This is a genomic window from Sphingobium sp. TomMM15, from assembly GCF_055397045.1.
Window position 1 is genome coordinate 808441 of sequence record NZ_AP027315.1, and the last position, 19495, is coordinate 827935.

Here is a 19495-nt window from a genome sequence, read left to right on the forward strand (position 1 = left end):
ACCTAGCTCCCCTGGCCGACGGTTGCGGAGCGGACGGTATCGCCCGGTTTCACCTTGTCCGTTCCTTCGACGATCAGCCGATCACCGGACTTGAGGCCTGCGGTCACGAGCCATTTGTCGCCTATCGCCTGTGCCGTGGTGACGGTACGTTGCTCCACCTTGTTCGCGCGATTGACGACAAGCGCGGTGGCATTGCCCTTGGGATCGCGGCTGATCCCCTGTTGGGGCGCAAGTATGCCTTTGGGTATGACGGCCTGCGGGGCCACGACGCGTACGAACATGCCGGGAAGGAGAAGACTGTCAGGATTGGGGAAGCGTGCGCGCAGGGTGATGGTTCCGCTATTGGGGTCCACGATGGGCTCGGCAAATTCTATGCGGCCTTCAAGCGGATAGTCGCTGCCGTCGTCCAGTTTCAGCCGGATGGTGGCACTGGCGGGTAGTGCTTTACCCGCGGCCAGATTGCGGCGCAGCGCCAGGAGCTGCGCGCTGGACTGCGTAATATCGACAAAGATGGGGTCAAGCTGCTGGATTGTGGCAAGCGGGGCAGCTTGACTAGCTGTGACCAATGCGCCCGGCGTAACCGAAGAACGGCCAATGCGCCCGCTGATCGGTGCCCGAACTTCGGTAAAGCGCAGGTTTATGCTGGCAGTCTGAAGCGACGCGCGCGCTTGTTGAATGGCGGCGCTTGCTTGCCGCGAAGATGCCACCACGTCGTCCCGCTCCTGCGCGCTCACGGCCTCTGTCTGCCCGAGCGCCTGATAGCGGCGCGCCTTGGCTTGCGCCGCGACCGCTGTCGCCTGCGCATTGGCTAGCGAAGCTTGCGCTTCATCGCGAGAGGCGCGGTAGAGGGACGGATCAATCTGATATAATGGCTGGCCCGCATGCACATAGGAGCCTTCGGTAAAGAGGCGCTTTTGAACGACGCCAGCAACTTGAGGCCGCACCTCAGACATCAGCGTCGACGCGGTGCGTCCGGGTAGCTCTGTCGATACGGTAACGTCCTGCGCCTGAAGCGTGACTACGCCCACTTCGACCTGCTTTTTCTCAGGCGGTTTGCTTTGGCTGCATGCGGTGGCGAGCAAACAAATGGCCGCGCCTAATTGAGCGTAGCGGGATGAAGAGAGTGCAGAGCGCAGCGGCATGGCGGCAGGTTATCCAGTGGGGAGTCCAGCAGTGGGGAAACTTCACCCGGCGCAGGGGGAGGGGAGCGCCGGGTGAAGGACGGGCCAGCTATCTGACCGGCTCCGACGCCCCCTATTCGCTTCTTGGCAGCTGTTTGAAAAGGCCGAACATGTGCCATTGTGCATCGCAATATGTCGGAATGTATCAGCGCGTATCAGGGGCTCTGAGGAAGGCAGACTTTTCATGCTGAACACCGTAAAAGGCGGCGATGCCTGACCAGATGAACAGCCGCCCAGCACGCCTGATCGTAGTCGATGATGACCCCGATATTCGGGATTTGATTGTTCAGCAGTTGCGGCAGGAACATTATGAGGTGGTAGCCGCAGGCAGCTTGGGAGAGCTTTATCAGGCCCTTTCGGTGCATGCGGCCGACCTCATCGTGCTTGATCTCAACCTCCCGGACGGCGACGGGCTCACCCTGTGCCGGGAGTTGCGGGCCGAAGGAAATGACGTCCCCATCATCATGGTATCCGCCAGAGGCAGTGCGATCGACCGGGTGCTCGGGCTGGAACTGGGAGCGGATGACTATCTCACAAAGCCGTTCGAGCCACGCGAATTGCTCGTTCGCATACGCAACCTGTTACGCAGGTCCCATGCTGACGAACCCGACCGGCAGCGCGACAAAGGCGTGCGCATCGCCAGCTTCGGTCCCTGGCGTCTCGACCTCTTCCAGCGCAGGCTGATCGCTGAAGACGGCCGACTGGTGATGCTTTCGTCTGCGGAGTTCCGTTTGCTGTCCCGGTTTATCGAGGAGCCCAATGTGGTCCTCTCACGGGAAAGCCTTGTGCCTGAACGTCGAGCGACTGCTGCATTCGACCGCTCGACCGATCTACAGGTGAGCCGATTGAGGCAGAAACTGGCGACCATGCCGGGGGGTGAGGAACTCGTCCTGACGGTGCGTGGCGAAGGGTATGTACTCGCCAGTCCGGTGTCCTACGAATGATCGAGCGTCTTTGGAGCCGTGTTCGAGGCTTTTTGCGCTCGCTGACAGGACAGATATTCCTGCTGCTGACGATTGGCATGTCGTTGGCAGCGATGCTGGCTTTGCTGATTGCTGAACAGAGTAGGAGCCATGACTTTCAGCAATGGCGCATGCAGCGGGTGGTGGCGAGCGCCGAGGACATCGGTCATCGCCTTCAGCGTGATCCCAAACGGGTGGAGGCCATGCTGGCGGCCCAGCAGATCATGGGCGCGGCGTTGGCACCGGAGGGCATTGCAGTGGCTGAACCGGATGCTGAGCTTGCAAAAGCGCTCAGGGCGCGGTTCGGCCCCGGGTCGAACCCGGAGGCTAGTCAGGTTCCTGCAGGATTTTGCTTTCCGCGCCTGCGTTATGATCCATCGGCGGGCGCCGCTGGGGTGGTCAACGCGCCGCGCCCGTCATGCTGGATCGTACGATTTACCGATAGCACCGGTGCTCGACGATCCATGGCGCTCAACCTGCCGCGCATGGAGCGTCCGCCCAGTATGATGGCCAACCCGCTCTATATGCTCCTGATCATCGTCGCATCTGCTGGTCTTGCTATCATCGTGTCCCGGATCGTAACCCAACCACTGCGGCGCCTTGAGCATGCGGCGGAGTCCTTCTCCCTGTCGCTCGACCCGGAGGAAATTCCTGAAAATGGGCCTGAAGAAGTGCGTGCGGCGCTATCGACCTTCAACCTCATGCAACGGCGTGCGCGTGCTGGTTTTGCCGAGCGTACGCAATTGCTGGCGGCCATCAGCCACGATTTGCAGACGCCGCTTACCCGGCTAAGGTTACGGCTTGAACTCGTCGAAAATGAGGAGTTGCGTACGCGGCTGTTGCAGGATCATCAGGCGATGCAAACCCTGGTAAAAGAGGGACTGGATCTCGCCGCCAGTACCGAGACGCAGGAAGAATGGTCCGTCATTGATATCGATTCCATGCTGGAAAGCATGGTCGAGGATGCGCAGGATCTGGGTGCTCCATTGCGGTTCGCGGGAGGGTGTGGCGGGACGATCCGGGCCAAGCCCAATGCACTGAGCCGATGCATCACTAATCTGGTCAGTAACGCCCTCAAATATGGTGGCGAGGCCGAAATCGGATGTTTCCGCCAGGGATGCCGACTTGTCATACACATCCGGGACAAAGGGCCGGGCATACCGGCGGAACAGCTAGATCAGATGTTTGAGCCCTTTACTCGTGGGGCTTCAGGACAGCCGGGCGGGCGGCCCGGCACAGGCATCGGCCTAACTATAGCACGGTCACTGGCACTCACCTTCGATGCGTCCGTCCGGCTTATGAATGCGGAAGGTGGCGGGCTGGTCGCCCTTATCGAAATGAAGGCGTGAGTTCGATCTTTCGCGTTGCCAGACGGTCGGCTTCGTCGGGATTATGGGTGACGTAGATTATCGGGAGCCGAAGCTCATCCCGTATGCGCAGGACGACATCCATAATATCTTCCCGGCGAGCGGGGTCTATGGAGGCGAGAGGCTCGTCCATGAGCAATGCTCGGGCGCCAGACAGCAGAGCGCGGCCAATGGCAACACGTTGTGCTTCGCCGCCCGACAATGTGCGTGGCCAGCGGCTGAGCAGATGTTCAATCCCGAGAAAATCGACGACCGCTTGTAGAGACATCCATCTGTCCTGCGGCGTCGCAAGCCGATAGCCATAGAGCAGGTTCGCCCGCACCCGAAGATGGGGGAAAAGGCGGCCATCCTGGAAAACATATCCGATGCGACGACGATGGGAGGGTAGATCGATGGCGGCATCGGCATCGAACAATATTTCTCCATCGACGCTGATATGACCCTGATCCGGGCGCAGCAGACCAGCGATCATGTTGAGGATCGAGGTCTTCCCTACGCCGGAGGGTCCCCAGAGCAGGGTGATGCCATCTGATGCTGCAAAGCGTGCCGTAACGAGGGTGGGGCCGAGAACCTTGCGGACGTCGATGTCAAAGGACATGGCTGGACCTATCCGCCGATACCCGGCGGCTGAGCGCTTCCGAAAGCAGCAGTGCGCCTAGCGAGAGGCAGATCGAAATTACGGCAAGCCGCCATACGACGGCATCGGCGCCGGGGATTTGGAGGGCGCTGTAGATGGCGAGCGACAGGGTGCGCGTTTCTCCGGGGATGTTTGAAACAAAGCTGATGGTCGCGCCGAATTCACCGAGCGATCGGGCAAAACCAAGAATGAATGCCGCAGCTAATCCGGGTAGAGACAGGGGGAGGAGGATCGTCAGGAAGCACCAGGCGGGGCTGGCGCCGAGGGTTTGGGCGGCTTCTTCCAGACGATGATCTACAGCTTCGATTGATAGGCGGATCGCGCGCACCATCAGGGGGAGGGCCATGATGCCAGCAGCGATGGCGGCGCCGGTCCAGCGGAACATGACGGTCACACCGAACCAGCGTTCCATTATGCTTCCTACGGGGCCGGCAGGTCCGAGGGTCAGGAGAAGCAGCCAACCGATCACTACCGGCGGCAGGACAAGCGGGAGGTGAACCGCCGCGTCGAGCAGCAGCTTGCCGGGAAAGCGCCAGCGCGCGAGGACCCAGGCGAGGGCGAAGGCCAAGGGGAGAGCGAAGAGCATGGCCGCGAAGCTGACCTTCAAGGACAGCTGGACGATCTCCCATTCTTCCGGGCTGAAGACGGTCACCGTCAATGCGTTCCAAAGCCGTAGCTGTGGAAGATCGCCTTGCCGCGTGGCGACAGGAGAAAGCGGTGAAATCCTGCCGCTTCGGGATGGGTGGAGCGGCTTAACAGTGCCAGTGGATAGGTAATTTTCGGGTGGCTGGCCGCAGGAAAGATGCCCACTATACGGACGGCGTTCGTGGCCCGCGCATCGGTTTCATAGACGATGCCAAAGGGCGCCTGCCGCCGCTCCACCATCGCCAGAGCCGCCCGGACGTTTTCCGCCGCCGCCACTTTACCAGATAGCGCTGGCCAAACGCCGAGCGCGACAAGCGCGGCCTTGCCATATTTTCCGGCAGGAACGCTGTCCGGGTCAGCCATTGCGAGGCGGCCAGTGCCGATCGCACGGGCGAGGGGGAATCCACGGCGGATCGCCATTTTCGTTCCGCTGCCCGCTGGAGCGATCAGGACGAGGCGGTTGGTAAGCAGCGGAACACGGGTGCCACGGCGGACGAGCCCTTTCGCGGCGATGGCGTCCATCCAAGGTTCATCCGCCGATAAAAACAGGTCCGCAGGCGCCCCGGCCTCTATTTGCCGGGCGAGGGCGGAAGAGGCGGCGAAGGACAGGATTGGTCGGTCATGCCCCTGCGCCGTCCAGGCATCGGCAGCGGCGGTCAGCGATTCCTGGAGGCTGGCGGCGGCCAATACCAAAGGCCCGCGTTCGCGCGCTTCGGCGGGTTCAACCGCAAAGCCGGTAACGAGCAGAAGGAGCAGAACAAGGAACCGATGCATGCGACGCCTGACGCTTAAGGTATATATGCGGCTATACAGCGGTTGTCCGTCAAGGCGAGGTTAAATTCAACGGGGTGTAAGAAGTCGGCGGCGTTGCGCGGCAAGGGCTTCGCCGGTGAGGGGCGGCCGTTCGCTCGCTTCCTTGCCTTTGCGCAGGCGCTGGCGATCCTTCTCGCGGGGTTCGGCAAGCCTGACACGCACGGCGCTTTGCCCCTGATTGCGTATCCCGAGTGCTTCGGCCGCCCCTCGGGAAAGGTCGATGATCCGCCCGCGGGTGAAGGGGCCGCGATCGTTGACGCGAACCAGCACGGTTCGGCCGCTGCCAAGCTCCGTCACCTCTACATAGGAAGGCAGCGGCAAGGTGGGATGGGCCGCGCTGATCCCGCCCGGCCGGAACTTTTCTCCGCGCGCGGTGCGGTTACCTGATTCATTTCCGTACCAACTGGCATAGCCGACCTCATCATAGCCCGGTTGTTGCGCGGGAACATAGGTGACGCCGCGCACCGTATAGGGCGGCCCGACGCGAACCGGCGTGTCCGATACGGGCTGGTACGAAGCGCACCCAGCGACGAACAAGGCAAGCAGGAGCGGCAAAAGGGAGGATCGCATGGTTGCGTCATAACGGCACAGCGGCGGCCTGCTCAAGCCCTGCTGATATCGGGATAGCCAGTTGCGATTCCATGGGGATAGCACCGCTTTCCGTCAACTCTCCTAAAGGAGATTTGGCTTCGTCCCAAATCGCCGGACTTGCAGCATTAAGCGTCAGTGTTCGCGGAGGCGCACCATTGTAGAATGCTGCTCAGTCGCCGGTGCTCGGGGAACCTGCGGCTTCCGCGAGGTTCCCCCGATCTTGCGGAACCGGGTCCGGTTGCCCCGACCATGATAAGGTCGAAGATTTACAGCCGGACCCGACTTTCCTTTAGCCGTAGTCCAGTAGGCGGCCAATCATGGTTTGGGACGGCGGTCCTTTTCGCGGTCTGCTTCATCGATCGCCTTAATCAGATCGTCGAAGGCGCCGTCGCTCGGGAGCGGGAAGAGCCGGGAAAAACTTTCGCCAAGCCGATGAATATCGTTCTGCGTCAGCAGCCCTATCGCAACAATCTCTTCACGGGTGTCCATTTAAGACCCCTCCTGAATGACGATAACGATGCAAAGTCGATCTGGTGCCAAGCTGTTGGTGGAAAGCGGTAAAAATCCTTATCTTTTTGGCGGGTTGATCGATCATGACGCGCGCCAGCGTTCAAGCGCAGTGTCATATTTGCGGCGTTCGTTGTCCACGCGGTCAGCCAACTGCCGATAGGCGGCCTGCTGCTGCTTGCGCAGCTGTTCAATCTGGGCGCGAAGCTGCGCCTGTTTCTCTTCGAGTTTTTTCAACGCCGCCCTGTCTTCTTTCTCCTGCTGGGCGAGGGCTTCTTCCGCCTTGTCGAGCGGTTTACGACTGGGTCGTGGTGTTGGAGGGGAGGCGCGCTTCGGCGGTGAGTTGGGAGGAGTCGCCCTTTCAGGGCGGGATTTCGCCCCGCCGGGTTGCTGCGGTGATTTGGCAAGGGATGCCAGATGTTCCGCCTCGCTGCCGCGTGGTCGTTTGATGACCTTGCCGGGATTGGCGAGTGGTTCTCGCATCAATTCTGCTTCGGTGACCTGCTCGGCAGAACCGCGCGCGAAAAGATTGGCGTCGGCGCCCCACGCTTCCAGCGCCGCCTTTTGACTGGGCGCAGCGACATAGGCGTCATGGAAGCCGATAGGGGTGCGATAGACCTTGAGCGCGCGAGCCATGGTGGCTGAACGCTTTCGATGGCTTTGGGATGCCGGGCCACCTGACTCGCCCATGTCAGCGCCAGCTTCGGTCATGGATATCTGCTGCCGTCGCGGCGTTGATCAAGGATAGCAGCAAAAGGAAAAGTCGATGCAGCAGGACGGGAAGAGCGGCCAATCATCTGACGAACCGGCAGAAGACCGGGACGACACCCCGCCGCCGGAACGGGGATCACCGCTGGCCGGTGGCGATCAGGAAAGCGGCGAAGCGGAGAAAAGGATCGAAAAAGGCGAAGTGAAGGATCCCAACCCGCTCGCCCCGCCAGTGAATACGCAAGCAGGCAGTTGATGAGACCGGCCTGAAAGCGGATCGTCGCTTCAGCCGCTTATCACCGGATAACGCATTCTAAGGTCATCCATCAGCCCTTCGATCACCGAAACCTCATGGAAGGTGCCCGTTGGCGTGATCGTCCAGTTGCAATGCGGATGGGTGGCGCGGCTGTAGAGGCGGACGGCGCCCAGGACCTTGCGCCAGTGATGCTTGCTGCGGCCGTGGTCGCGAACAAGGCGGGTGACGAGAAGGTCGGTGATTTTGTCAGACGTCATCTTCGGTTTTCTCTCCGCCGATCCAGCGGCCGGGCAATTCTATATAGGCTTCCAGTTCGCGCCAGTGGCGGTCCCAACCGGGGCCACGACGGTCCTCCGGCACATAAGCCTCAACCATGCGACGGGCGCGGGCCACGACATTGTCGGGCGGCGTGCGCAGGCGATCGAGAATGTGGCGGATATCCTCGCTCATGACGGGCTGATAGCCTGTCCTCGGCCAACGCGCCAGTCGCCGGTAGAGGGGCCATTATAGTAACTCTTCGTGGACAAAGCGCGCGCCAGGTTACATTCATCGTTGTAATTGAGATGCTGATGGCAGCCGAGGGGATAGAAATGAGCCAGAAATCGACCATTCTCATCGTCGGGGGCACCGGTAAGACGGGTCGTCGTCTGGCCGATCGTTTGACGGCTCTTGGTCACACTGTCCGCATTGGTTCACGGAGCGCGGAGCAGCCGTTTCTGTGGGAAGAGGAGGCCAGTTGGAAATCCCTGCTGGAGGGCGCGGATGGCCTTTATATCGCGCATCATGATAATACGCATCCCGATGCTGGCGCGCAGATTGGGCGGCTTGCACAGCTTGCGCTGGATTGCGGGGTAAAGCGGCAGGTGCTGCTTTCCGGGCGAGCCGATGAGGGCTTTTTGGATGCGGTTGAAGGCGGATTCAGGGCGAGTGCGGCGGACTGGACAGTCCTTCGTCCGGCATGGTTCATGCAGAATTTCTCGGAAATGTTCTTCCTCGACGCGGTGCTGGCGGGTGAGATCGTGCTGCCGGTTGGTGACGCGACCGAACCGTTTATCGATATCGAAGATGTCGCTGCTGTCGCGGCAGAGGCGTTATTGGACGGTCGGCATAGTGGACAGGTTTATGAGCTGACCGGGCCGGAATCGATAGGCTTTGAAGCCGCCGCCGACGCGTTGACGAAGGCGACGGGACGGAAGATCAGCTTCACCCCCATTCCCTTCGACACATTTCGGGAGTCGATCCTGTCGAACGGTTTGCCTGAAGAATATGCCTATACCTATTCTGGTATCGCCGACGGCAAGTTGGCCTATGTCACGGATGATGTTGAGCGGGTATTAGGCCGGAAACCGAGACGCTTTTCCGAATATGCGCACGATGCGGCGGCTAGCGGCGTTTGGGATGTGTGATTGATTGGCGGGGCTTAGAGCGGGACCCCCGATTAAGGCCCGTTCACTCTCCGAGTTCGGGAAGCGGCGTCCATTCCCTGTCCGGTGAGAGTGGTGCGAAGATGCTGTCGATAAGCGCATTCGGCACCTCTTCCGGGGTGGCCGGGTTCCATCTTGGCGCATTGTCCTTGTCGAAGATGACGGCGCGTACGCCTTCGATGAAGTCGGGGCGGCGGATGACGTGGCAGGCGATGCGATACTCATTGCGCATGTTGGCCGCGAAGTCGGTAAAAGCCGCTCCTTCTGCCATTTGCCGCAGGGCGACCTTGATCGTCTGGGGCGATTTGGTGGCGAGAACCGCCAGCTGCGCGCGCGCCCATTCCGATCCGTCGGTGCGCAGGGCGTCGAGGATGTCTTCGTAGCGGTCGGACGCGAACAGCCGGTCAATGTTGGCCCGCTGTGCTGCCCAGGGGGAGGGGGGCGGTGGGTCGCTCATCTCGTCTAGGATTTCGCCGATGCCGTCGGGGTCGGCGATAATCCGGGCCTTGACCGCGTCGAGCTTTTCCGAGGTCATATAGTGGGTGGCGATGCCGATCGCTGCGCAGTCTGCTCCATTGATGCGGGCTCCGGTGGTGGCGAGCCATGTGCCGGTGCGGCCAGGCATGCGCGGCAGGAACCAGCCACCGCCGACGTCAGGGAAAAGGCCGATGCCTGTTTCGGGCATGGCGTAGACGGTTCGCTCGGTCGCGATGCGGAAGCGCGCCGGATCGGATATGCCGACGCCTCCGCCCATGACTATGCCGTCGATGAAGGCGATGATGGGCTTTTCATATGTGAACAGCAGATGGTTCAGCCGATATTCGGTGTGGAAGAAGCGCTCCGCCTCCGAACAGTCGCCCTTGGCGCTGTTGGCGACCATGGCGATGTCGCCGCCTGCGCAGAAGCCGCGCGACAATTTGGGGTCGCCATCGGGGGAAACGGCATGGTCCAGCATGACGGCGGACACGGCATCGTCGTGACGCCAGGCGAGCAGGGCGTCGATCATGGCGGCGCACATTTCGGTCGTCAGCGCATGGATCGCCCTTGGCCGGTTCAGGCGGATGCGGCCGACGCCATTTTGCACGAAGATGATCAACTGATCCGTCATTCCTTATCCCACCTATTTCGCTGGCGCCGCATGATGCTGTTATCGGTTCAGATCGTTCCGGGGAAGGGCCTGGGGGGTGGTGGGAAGAGATGAACAACTACAGATGGATCGTCGGCGAAGTTATCAGGCCACATCTTTTTTTGGCCACAAATGTTTGACCTGACGCGATAATTCGGTTAAATAATTCCCAAGGCAGAGAAGCGCGCTGCGGCGAGTGATCTGACGAAAAGGCAAACTGCTGGTGACGGCAGGACGCAAAGCTTCCGGTCTCTTGATTGAGACAGCGGGGTTACCGAAACAGGACATGACGCGATGAAACCGCTTATCCCTTTTTCTCCATTCCTGAAATTTGGGCCGCTTGGCCACGCGATTTGCCGTCGGGACTAAATTAGTCATCCGTTCGGGCTGGTGCAGGATATCGATCGAGCCTGCCGGTCCCGGTTACAGACATACCGCGATCATGTGCGGGATAGTCCCGCCATGTCGCACTGCCTCAACTCCCTCGGGTCGCACTGTGGGAGAGAAGCACAGCGTCCCAAAGACCCATCTCCCCACCTGGGGCGCTGTGCTTCACTCATTCCGGACGTCGGATCGGCACGAAATAGGACCGTCGAGATAGCGGGCAAGCGCCTCGCTGGCTTCCGGCGTCAAGTGTAGGCCGAGCTTGCTGCGGCGGTAGAGAATGTCTTCGGCGGTCTGTGCCCATTCTTCCCTGACAAGATAGTCGACTTCGGCACGGCTGAGGTCGCCGCCGAACATCTCCCCCAGATCGTCCAGCGTTTCAGCTGCGCCCAGCAGCTTCAGCGCGCATGTGCCGTAGGCGCGGGCGAGGCGGTGGAGGAGCGAATGGGGTAGGGCGGGATATTGGCGCTCCAATTCTTGCACGAAGGTGCTGAAGTCCCCGTCGGGCATGTCCCCGCCTGGGAGCGGTGCGTTCGCGGTCCAGGCGCCTCGCATCTCGACCCCTTGGGACGCGAGGAGGTCGAGCGCCTGCTCGGCCAGTTTCCGGCAGGTGGTGATCTTGCCGCCGAAGATGCTGAGAAGGGGAGCGCCTTCGCTGTCGAGGTCGAGGACATAGTCGCGGGTGACGGCGGACGCATTGCCCGCCTGATCGTCATAAAGCGGGCGGATGCCTGAATAGGACCAGATTATGTCTTCGCGCGCGATTTTCCGGGCGAAGTAGCTGTTTGCCACGTCGAGCAGATAGTCGATCTCGGTCTCACTGATTTGTGGCTTGCCCGGTGGATCGTGCCACTCTTGCTCGGTGGTGCCGATCAGCGTGAAGCGATGCTCATAGGGAATGGCGAAGATGATGCGGCCGTCAATATGCTGGAGCGTGAGGGCATGGTCCCCTTCGTGGAGGCGCGGCACGACGATATGACTGCCCTTTACGAGGCGGACTTTCCGCTGACTCTCTAGGCCGGAGCGGGCGATGATGTCGGCGACCCATGGACCTGCGGCATTGACCAATATGCGTGCGCGCACTTCCTTCACGCCATGCGCATCTTCGATGGCGGCCGACCAGACTGACCCGTCCCGGCGAGCATGGAGCAAGCGGGTGCGGGTTTCGATATGCGCGCCGCGTTTGGCGGCGTCCATCGCGTTCAGCACCACCAACCGGCTGTCTTCGACCCAGCAGTCCGAATAGAGGAAGCCCCGTCCCTTGCGGTTCGCAAGGCTGTTTCCCAAAGGCGATCGATCGAGCGCGATCGTGCGCGTGCCGGGTAGGTTCCGTCGGCCGCCGAGATGATCGTAGATAAAGAGGCCGAGGCGCACCAACCATGCCGGGCGCGTCGAGAGGTTTTGCGGCATCAGGAAGGCAAGCGGCCAGATGATGTGAGGCGCCATGCGCCAAAGCCGTTCCCGTTCGATCAGGGATTCACGGACCAGCCGAAACTCGCCATATTCGAGGTAACGCAAGCCGCCGTGGATCAACTTGGTCGAGGCGGACGAAGTTTGGCTGGCAAGATCGTCCTGTTCCACCAGAAGGAGCCGGTAGCCCCGCCCAGCCGCGTCGCGCGCGATGCCGACGCCGTTTATTCCCCCGCCGACGATCAGCATGTCATAAAGAGGTGGCGTGGCCAAGATCCTCTACCTCCGCGCTTCTGAAACATGAAGGCGGCGGGGTTGCTTCAGTTTCACGAAAGTTCCGAGTTCGCGGCGCAGCATTCCCAGCATCCAGAGCCGATGGCTTGCGATATATTCGGGAAAGCCGTCCGGTTTGGCGGGGTCGAAGACGGGGACCTGCCAGTCGGCAGGCTGTTCTTCATAGCTGGTTTCGATCTGGGCGGCGCCGTCGTCGGGGGCATCGACGTGACTGCCCAAATAGCTGTTGCCCTTGAACCGGAAAGACTCTGCGGGGTCAAAGCCCGCCTTGATCAGATAGTCAGGGCCGTTGCGCCCAATCTCGCTGCCATAGCGGGCAGTCCCCGCGACCTTGAACACATTGCTGCGGAAGCGGACGCCGCGCGCCCATCCGTCCCATTGGGTCGCGACGACCATCTGCACGTCCATCGCCTTTCCGACATGGACGACATTTTTCTCGATCAGCGCGTCCGACACATTGCCCGCGATCTGGAATATTCGCGTGCCGTCATTGCGGCTGACATTGAAGCGGGCGACTGTCCCGTGGTTGCCGATATTGGCGATGTCATCCTGGCCAGGCGAACAGATGAGCAGAAAGCCGCCTGCATTGTCATGGCTGTAATTGTAGAGGAACGTGGTGCGGCGGGAGTTGAAATCGGAATCAAAGCCCTGACCATCATAGCGGGTTCGGGTATAGGCGGCCTCATTCAGCTGTATCAGGCTGTTGTCCGTGCTCCATTGCCAAATGCCTGCATTATAGCCGGGCGCGCGGCTGCCCGCATGGCGCACGATATTATGTTCGATAAGCGCGCCATTGGTGCCCCGTGGCACGATGCCGTCGCCGCCCACATCCTCCACATAATTGTCGCGGATGACGACCTTTTGGCTGGGAAACCAGTTGGAGGATGTCACCTGATCGCTGATCCCGGCTATGCCGGATCGATCGACGCGCCAGACTATGTTGCGTTCGATGATAAGGTCGTCGAAACGGGTCGGCAGCTTTTGGCCGGTGGCGCGGAAGACTATGCCGCCATTATCCTTTCGGTCGTTGGTCCCGCGCACATCGTGAATGTACATGTCGCGAATACGGATACCGCGCGTGATGCCGCGATCCTCCGCCGATATGAGAAGGCCGGTGCGGTGGGCGGGAAGCGGGCTGTCGTTCGTGATTTCGAGGCCGCTGACCGTCACATAATCGGCATTGATGATGCCGACGGCATGGGGAGACACTCCGCCTGCGTCAATGCGCGCGCGGGGGCCTGTTCCGTCAGAGGTGACGGTGATGGGTGCCTTTTCACTTCCGGAACGGGTGAGGGTAAGAGGCTCCCGCCATACCGATCCCGCCATCAGCTTGACCTGATCGCCCGGTTGCAGTGGGAAAGTCGATAGGCGGGAGAGAGAGCGCCACGGCTGCGTTGGTGCGGTGCCGTTGAAGCTGTCGTCGCCCTGCGTGGAACTGACATAATAGGTTTCGGCATTGGCTGTCGCAACGAAGCCTGAAGACAGGGCAAGAAAGGATGCGGCGGCCAATGATTTCAGCAAGTTCGGCGTATCCCTTCGCAATAGGTCAGCTTCTTGTTTTAGCGCAATGAGGCTGAATGCGAAGTGAAATGATCGCCGAGGTCAGGCAGAAAAAAGGCCCCGCCTCCGGGAGGAGGCGGGGCATGGGAGGGCGGGATGGCGCCGGAAAGCGTTAGAATTTCGCGCCGACGGTGATGCCGTAGGTCCGCGGTTCGGCATAATATCCCCCCGCATAGCCGAGCTGGCCGAAGTCGATGCCGCGAGCAAAATCCTTCGCGTTGGTGAGGTTCTTCACCCACAGGCGGACTTCGCCTTCGCCCGTCCCCAGCGGAATGCCGTCAACGCTGATCTGTGCATCGATCAGGTCGATATTATCGCCCTTGATCTGTTCGTTGAACGGCGAACCGAGGCTGCTGCTGAAATTATATTTGCCGTCTTCATGTGTATAGCCGATCCGGCCGCGCAGGGTGGCATTGCCCCAGTTCAGCGGGAACTGCGCGTTCAGTGCGACATTGGCGGTCAGCGGTGACGTATAGCCGGGCGTTGCGATCGACGCGATATTGACCGGAGGCTCCCCGGCTACAGGCGACTGTCCGGCCAGGAACTCCTTATATTTTATGTCGATATAGCCGATGCTGCCATCGATCGAGAAGTTGTCGGAAAGGACTGCCTGCGCTTCCGCTTCCACGCCGTTATAAACGACCTTGCCCGCGTTGATGATGCGGGTGGCGAACGTGCCCGCTGGAGCGTCGGTAACGGGGCCGATGACAGCGAGGTTGTCGTAGATGTTGTGATAGGCCGCGACGTTCAGGCGCAGGCGGCGGTTGAACAATTCCGTCTTTGCCCCGATTTCGTAGGAGGTCACCTTCTCCGGTTCGAAGCTGCCCAGCTGGTTGGTGCCGGTGAGCGCGGGGTCCTGAGAATTGAAGCCACCCGAGCGATAGCCTGTGGCGGCGCGGGCATAGAGGTTGATGCCATCGGCGACATCGTAGCCGGCCATCAGGTTCCAGGTGAACTTGCTGAACTTCGCAGCACCATATTCGGGGACGGGAGGCGGCGCCGCACCGTTCTGGAGACGGATCATCTTCTTTTCGTCCCAGGTGTATCGGCCGCCAGCCGTCAGGCGGATGCCGCTGTCACGACCACCCGGATAGAAGGTGAACTGGCCGTAGAGTGCGGTGCTCTCGCTCGATGTGGTGTAGTTAAGCCGGGCAAGCGTCTGGACGAGCCGGTAACGGGCTGGGTTGGCAGCGGCGAAGCCCGGTCCAAGAGGACCGAAATTGGCGAGGAAGACCGAATTGGTGTCCAGGATGAAGCCGCTATTTTGACGACCATTCTCGGAGCCCTTCTCCCAGAAGTAGAAGCCGCCGACGACCCAGTCCAGCGAACTGCTGTCGCCGGAAATTTCGACTTCCTGGCTGAACTGCTTGTGGCGCCGCTTATTGTCGACGGAGAACAGATCCTGGCTGATCGTCGGCACCGGCGCTGCGGAGATGAACGGAATGGCTGCTGCCGGTATGGTAGGGATGAACTGCAACAGCGATGCGGGCATGCCGTTGAACAGTGTCGCGTTGGAGAAAGCCGGGCCGCTGAAGGCGCCGATCCCGTCCAGATCGGTGATGCTGTCGCTGTTCCAGAAGCGATAGCCGGTCGTCGTCTTGACCTTGAAGCCGCCAAAATCATTCTGGACTTGCAGATTATGACCCCAGGTCTTGTCGGTAGCGCTGCTGAGGATGTTGTTGCAGACCTTATGACGATAGGTGCGCGAGGGGACCGCCAGTGCCGCGCATTCGGGGTCCGCGAAGGTCGCGCCCGCCAGATATTGGGCTACCGGCGCCTGCTGCGTCACCACCGCCAGCCGACCATCGACAGTGATGGGGGCGTTAGGCGTACCATCCGCGACATGGGTCAGGATGAAGGGGAGCGGCGTGCCCTTGATACGGTTCCAGTCGAAAACATATTGGATGCTGCCGGTCCCGCCCAGGTCGATTTTGGCGCCAGCGCGAAACGCATCTGACTTACGCGCACCTGGATCGCGGGAGTCGCGGGGTTGCAGGATGTTGTCGATAACCCCGTCACGTTCACTGTGGCTGTAGGAGAAGGTGGTCGAGATGCCTGCGATCTCACCCGGATCGACGGAGATCTTGCCGTTCCACGCGTTGAAATTGCCATAGCCAGCCTCCGCCTTCAGCCGGAAGGTGGATGAAGGCGCGCGGGAAATGAAGTGGATCGCACCGCCCGTCGTGTTGCGGCCGAACAGGGTGCCCTGCGGCCCGCGCAGCACCTCCACCCGCTCAATGTCCATGACGCTGAGGCCCATGGCGCCGCCGCGCGCGATATACACGCCATCCACGTAAAGGCCGTTGGCTGCATCGATGCCGAAGCTCTCGCTGCCGCCGTTCGAGATGCCGCGCATGGAAAAGACGGCCGCGCTGTTGCTGGTGGTGCCCTGCGTCACGACGACGTTGGGCGCAAGGCCGCTCAGGTCCCGGCTATCGCGAATGCCGAGCTGTTCCACCTTTTCAGAGCTAATCGCGCTGATGGCGATGGGGACATCCTGAAGATTCTGGGCGCGCTTCTGGGCAGTGACGACGATTTCATCGAGGCCCGGCTCCGAAGGTGTCGCGGTGGTCTGCGCCACTGATTGGCTGGCAAGAGCCAGGCCGCTGACCCCGATGATCAGTTGTAGCGCTGCACATGTATATGTCTTGGCCATCAATATCTCTCCCATAGATATAATAAGGTTTTTAGTTGTGACGAATGCGACCGCGCTGAAGTCTATTTGCGTGTGCCGGACTATTCAGTTCTGGATGTCGCTGGTTTGGGCCTTAGCTCGGCATGTAAAGTTGGGCCGCCTTCCCGCCATCGACGGGTAGAGCCGTTCCCGTGATGTAACTTGCAGCGTCGGACAGCATGAAGACGATGGCATGAGCCAGTTCTTCGGGCTGGCCCCCACGTTGCATGGGTATGGCGGCTGTTGTACGGGCGGCAGTGTCCGCTGCGCGTGCCGAAAAAAGTTCAGTCGGTGCGGTTTGCACCTGGCCGGGAATGATCGCGTTTATCCTGATGCCCAGTGGCGCAGCCTCCATCGCGGCGGCGGCCGTGAAGTGGACGAGCGCAGCCTTTGAGGCGGAATAGCTTGCCATGTTCACGGTCGCGCGGATGCCGCAGGTTGAGGCGATATTGACGATCGATCCCTTGCCCGTCAAAGCCATCACTTTCAGCGCCGCTTTGGTGCTGACGAAGGCGGCGTCGCTGTTGACGGCGAAATCCTTGCGCCAATGTTCCAGCGTCAGTTTGCTGATCGGCGCATAATGGGTCGACATGGCATTGTTCACCAGCATGTCGAGGCGCCCGTATTTTTGCGCGGTGCCTTCGACCATCGCCGCAAGGGCATCGGTGTCAGTGACGTCGAGCTGGATTGCTTCGATCCGGCCGCCTTGTGCAGAGATGCTGTCGCGCGCGCTGTCGAGTAGCGCCTGCCTGCGGCCGCAAATGACGACCTGAGCGCCGCGCTGTGCCAACAGTGTGGCGGTCGCGAGGCCGATGCCATCGCTGCCGCCCGTGATGATGGCGACGCGGCCTTGAAAATCCTCGCTCATTCGACGTCCAGAACCTCACCTAAACAGAATCACACTCTTGCCGAGACCGGTGCGATGCGACTCAGGATCATTCAGAATTCGTAATTTGTAAATCTATAAATTACGAATATGGATGTTTCAGGGGTTCGCAACGGATATATGAGAGCATCGGAATGATATCGCGATCCGCTAGTGCTCAAGCCGAGGTTGCGCGAAAATCATATTGGTTTCAGGGCATTTCAGTCACTTCCTTGCGTGGCGGAAGCAGCATGAATGGCAGCCTGAAACGTGCGGAAAAATAATATTGTTGAATTACGCGAATGACGGAATAAAGTTGGCCTCAACAAAAGCAGGCGACGAGTCGAGGATAGAGGATGTCGGGAATGAGCGGGGCTGCGGCTCCGGCGAAAACTCCCGTCGAGAAAATTCCACGGCGGTAGAGTGATCCCCAAGGATAGCATGAGCAAGATCGACCCAATTTTCGCGACAGTCACCGCGCCAGGAACGCCTTTTGAGATTGGCGAGCAGGATGGGCTGCGCTTTTTCGTGAACGCGCCGTCGGACCTCAATCAATTGATAGAAGGCGCGCGCCGCTTTGGAGAGCAGGTCTGTATCGTTGATTTCGACGGGCCAGAGGGTGAGCGGCGGCTGAGCTTTGCGGACATGTTCGCTTGGCGGGATGAGTTGGCAGCCCGATTGGGCATAGAGCGGGGGCAGCGGGTCGCGATCTGCATGCGCAACCGCGCGGAGTGGATGGTGGCGTTTCTGGCGGTTGTGAAGCAGGGCGGCGTTGCAGCATTGCTCAACAGCCGTGGGTCGCCCGCCGAACTTCATGCCATGGTCGAGGAGGTTACGCCTGACCTCGTTCTGGCGGACACTGAAAGAGCGGCGTTGCTGCGCGACGGAGGCTATGCGGGGCGTCTGATCGACGTGACGCAGCCGTTGGGTGATGAGACGTCACCGATCGCGAACAATGCGGCTGCGGAACCGGGCGATCCGTGTGCCATATTGTTCACGTCGGGAACGACCGGGCGGGTAAAGGGCGCGGTGCTTTCCCACCGCAGCCTGATTACCGGATTGCTGGGCACGCAACTGACCGGAATGATGGTGCTGCACAATATGGCGCGCGAATATGGGGTTCCGGTGGAGGCCATCGCAGCGCAGGTGCCGCCTCAGGCGATTTTGCTGGTTTATCCACTCTTCCACATTTCGGGGTTGGGCGCTGGCTTCCTTGCGCCATTCCTGTCGGGCGGCAAGATCGTCGTGATGCGCCGCTGGGACGCAGAGGAGGCTGTGCGCCTGATCGAGCGGGAGCGGGTGACGCAGCTTTCCACCGTCCCCACCATGTTGTGGGACATGGTGCATCGCGCGCGCAGCAAAGATGCCGACCTTAGTTCCGTGCGGAACATTGGATCGGGTGGGCAGGCGCTGCCGCTCAACCTGCTGGAAGAGGTGCGGGCGCTCTGCCCGCATGCGATGATTGGCGTTGGCTATGGCATGACGGAAACATCGGGCGCGATCGCGCAGGCCGTGGGAGCGGACTTTCTGGCTGCTCGTGCTTCGGCGGGACGGGTGTTGCCGCTGGTAGATTTGCGGATCGAGCGCGAGGACGGCGCGGTCTGTGGTCCGAATGAAACCGGCGAGATCATCGTGCGCAGTGCCATGATCATGAATGGCTACTGGAACAGGCCGGAGGATACGGCAAAGAGCCTTACGCCCGATGGCTGGCTGCGCACTGGCGACATCGGCTATCAGGATGAGGAAGGCTATATCTTCATCGTCGACCGCGCCAAGGACATGGTGATTTCAGGCGGCGAGAATATCTATTGCGCCGAAGTCGAGCGCGTCCTCAGCGAAATGCCGCAGATCACCGAATGCGCGACCTTTGGGATCGCGGACGATCGACTGGGCGAGGCGCTGGTCGCGGTGGTTCAGGCGGATGGTCTGGATGAACGCAGCATCATCGATTGGGTGGCGGGCAGGCTTGCACCCTATAAGGCGCCGGTGCGCGTCGCCTTTTCGGCCAAGCCCCTGCCGCGCAACCAGTCGCAGAAAATCAACAAGATCGCGCTTCGTGCGCTCTGGCCCGAGTTGGCCGAAAACAACTGA

General features: G+C 60.8%; 19 protein-coding genes and 1 riboswitch. Of the genes, 5 read left to right on the forward strand and 14 right to left on the reverse strand.

Going from position 1 to position 19495, the window contains the following annotated elements; all coding sequences use genetic code 11:
- Window positions 1-2: 2 nt before the first annotated feature.
- Window positions 3-1142, reverse strand: coding sequence for an efflux RND transporter periplasmic adaptor subunit (locus ACZ51H_RS16425; protein ID WP_464803108.1), 1140 nt, complete (start codon window positions 1140-1142; stop codon window positions 3-5).
- Between the two features lie 248 nt (window positions 1143-1390).
- On the opposite strand from ACZ51H_RS16425, the gene ACZ51H_RS16430 reads away from it, so the two are divergent.
- Window positions 1391-2125, forward strand: coding sequence for a response regulator transcription factor (locus ACZ51H_RS16430; RefSeq protein ID WP_464795369.1), 735 nt, complete (start codon window positions 1391-1393; stop codon window positions 2123-2125).
- Window positions 2122-3492, forward strand: a complete 1371-nt coding sequence (locus tag ACZ51H_RS16435) for an ATP-binding protein (RefSeq protein WP_464803109.1) — start codon at window positions 2122-2124, stop codon at window positions 3490-3492. The genes ACZ51H_RS16430 and ACZ51H_RS16435 overlap by 4 nt, the downstream gene beginning before the upstream one ends.
- Here the strand turns inward: ACZ51H_RS16435 and ACZ51H_RS16440 are convergent.
- The 6 genes from ACZ51H_RS16440 to ACZ51H_RS16465 all read right to left on the reverse strand — a co-directional run bounded on the left by ACZ51H_RS16440 (window position 3473) and on the right by ACZ51H_RS16465 (window position 7414).
- Window positions 3473-4108 (reverse strand): ATP-binding cassette domain-containing protein, encoded by a 636-nt coding sequence (locus ACZ51H_RS16440; protein WP_464803110.1) that lies wholly within the window; start codon window positions 4106-4108, stop codon window positions 3473-3475. The genes ACZ51H_RS16435 and ACZ51H_RS16440 overlap by 20 nt on opposite strands.
- Window positions 4098-4799 (reverse strand): molybdate ABC transporter permease subunit, encoded by a 702-nt coding sequence (gene modB, locus ACZ51H_RS16445; RefSeq protein ID WP_464803111.1) that lies wholly within the window; start codon window positions 4797-4799, stop codon window positions 4098-4100. Before modB ends, ACZ51H_RS16440 begins: the two co-directional genes overlap by 11 nt.
- Window positions 4800-4801: 2 nt before the next feature.
- Window positions 4802-5566, reverse strand: a complete 765-nt coding sequence (modA, locus tag ACZ51H_RS16450; protein WP_464803112.1) for a molybdate ABC transporter substrate-binding protein — start codon at window positions 5564-5566, stop codon at window positions 4802-4804.
- A 66-nt stretch (window positions 5567-5632) separates the two neighbouring features.
- Window positions 5633-6175: a septal ring lytic transglycosylase RlpA family protein gene (locus ACZ51H_RS16455; protein ID WP_464803471.1), complete on the reverse strand. Its 543-nt coding sequence runs from the start codon at window positions 6173-6175 to the stop codon at window positions 5633-5635.
- A gap of 336 nt (window positions 6176-6511) precedes the next feature.
- A complete protein-coding gene (locus tag ACZ51H_RS16460; RefSeq protein ID WP_464803113.1) occupies window positions 6512-6685 on the reverse strand; it encodes a hypothetical protein in 174 nt (57 codons plus the stop codon).
- 102 nt (window positions 6686-6787) lie between these two features.
- Complete coding sequence (locus ACZ51H_RS16465; RefSeq protein WP_464803114.1) at window positions 6788-7414, reverse strand: hypothetical protein; 627 nt, start codon at window positions 7412-7414, stop codon at window positions 6788-6790.
- 55 nt (window positions 7415-7469) lie between these two features.
- On the opposite strand from ACZ51H_RS16465, the gene ACZ51H_RS16470 reads away from it, so the two are divergent.
- A complete protein-coding gene (locus ACZ51H_RS16470; RefSeq protein WP_464803115.1) occupies window positions 7470-7667 on the forward strand; it encodes a hypothetical protein in 198 nt (65 codons plus the stop codon).
- 29 nt (window positions 7668-7696) lie between these two features.
- Here the strand turns inward: ACZ51H_RS16470 and ACZ51H_RS16475 are convergent, their stop codons facing one another.
- Window positions 7697-7924, reverse strand: coding sequence for a hypothetical protein (locus ACZ51H_RS16475; RefSeq protein ID WP_464803116.1), 228 nt, complete (start codon window positions 7922-7924; stop codon window positions 7697-7699).
- A complete protein-coding gene (locus ACZ51H_RS16480; protein ID WP_464780361.1) occupies window positions 7914-8117 on the reverse strand; it encodes a hypothetical protein in 204 nt (67 codons plus the stop codon). The genes ACZ51H_RS16475 and ACZ51H_RS16480 overlap by 11 nt, the downstream gene beginning before the upstream one ends.
- A 140-nt stretch (window positions 8118-8257) precedes the next feature.
- Here ACZ51H_RS16480 and ACZ51H_RS16485 point away from each other — a divergent pair, with 140 nt between their 5' ends.
- A complete protein-coding gene (locus tag ACZ51H_RS16485) occupies window positions 8258-9073 on the forward strand; it encodes an NmrA family NAD(P)-binding protein (protein ID WP_464803117.1) in 816 nt (271 codons plus the stop codon).
- Between the two features lie 43 nt (window positions 9074-9116).
- Here ACZ51H_RS16485 and ACZ51H_RS16490 read toward each other — a convergent pair whose 3' ends face one another.
- The 5 genes from ACZ51H_RS16490 to ACZ51H_RS16510 all read right to left on the reverse strand — a co-directional run bounded on the left by ACZ51H_RS16490 (window position 9117) and on the right by ACZ51H_RS16510 (window position 17407).
- A complete protein-coding gene (locus tag ACZ51H_RS16490; RefSeq protein ID WP_464803118.1) occupies window positions 9117-10199 on the reverse strand; it encodes an enoyl-CoA hydratase/isomerase family protein in 1083 nt (360 codons plus the stop codon).
- Window positions 10200-10418: 219 nt separating this feature from the next.
- Window positions 10419-10496: riboswitch (cyclic di-GMP riboswitch) on the forward strand.
- Between the two features lie 273 nt (window positions 10497-10769).
- A complete protein-coding gene (locus tag ACZ51H_RS16495; RefSeq protein ID WP_464803472.1) occupies window positions 10770-12260 on the reverse strand; it encodes a glycerol-3-phosphate dehydrogenase in 1491 nt (496 codons plus the stop codon).
- Between the two features lie 30 nt (window positions 12261-12290).
- Window positions 12291-13826: a right-handed parallel beta-helix repeat-containing protein gene (locus ACZ51H_RS16500; RefSeq protein ID WP_464803119.1), complete on the reverse strand. Its 1536-nt coding sequence runs from the start codon at window positions 13824-13826 to the stop codon at window positions 12291-12293.
- A 151-nt stretch (window positions 13827-13977) separates the two neighbouring features.
- Entirely contained in the window at window positions 13978-16521 is a 2544-nt protein-coding gene (locus ACZ51H_RS16505; RefSeq protein ID WP_464803120.1) for a TonB-dependent receptor, read from the reverse strand.
- A 112-nt stretch (window positions 16522-16633) separates the two neighbouring features.
- Window positions 16634-17407, reverse strand: coding sequence for an SDR family NAD(P)-dependent oxidoreductase (locus tag ACZ51H_RS16510; RefSeq protein WP_464803121.1), 774 nt, complete (start codon window positions 17405-17407; stop codon window positions 16634-16636).
- Between the two features lie 438 nt (window positions 17408-17845).
- Here ACZ51H_RS16510 and ACZ51H_RS16515 point away from each other — a divergent pair, with 438 nt between their 5' ends.
- Window positions 17846-19495 (forward strand): class I adenylate-forming enzyme family protein, encoded by a 1650-nt coding sequence (locus ACZ51H_RS16515; protein WP_464772829.1) that lies wholly within the window; start codon window positions 17846-17848, stop codon window positions 19493-19495.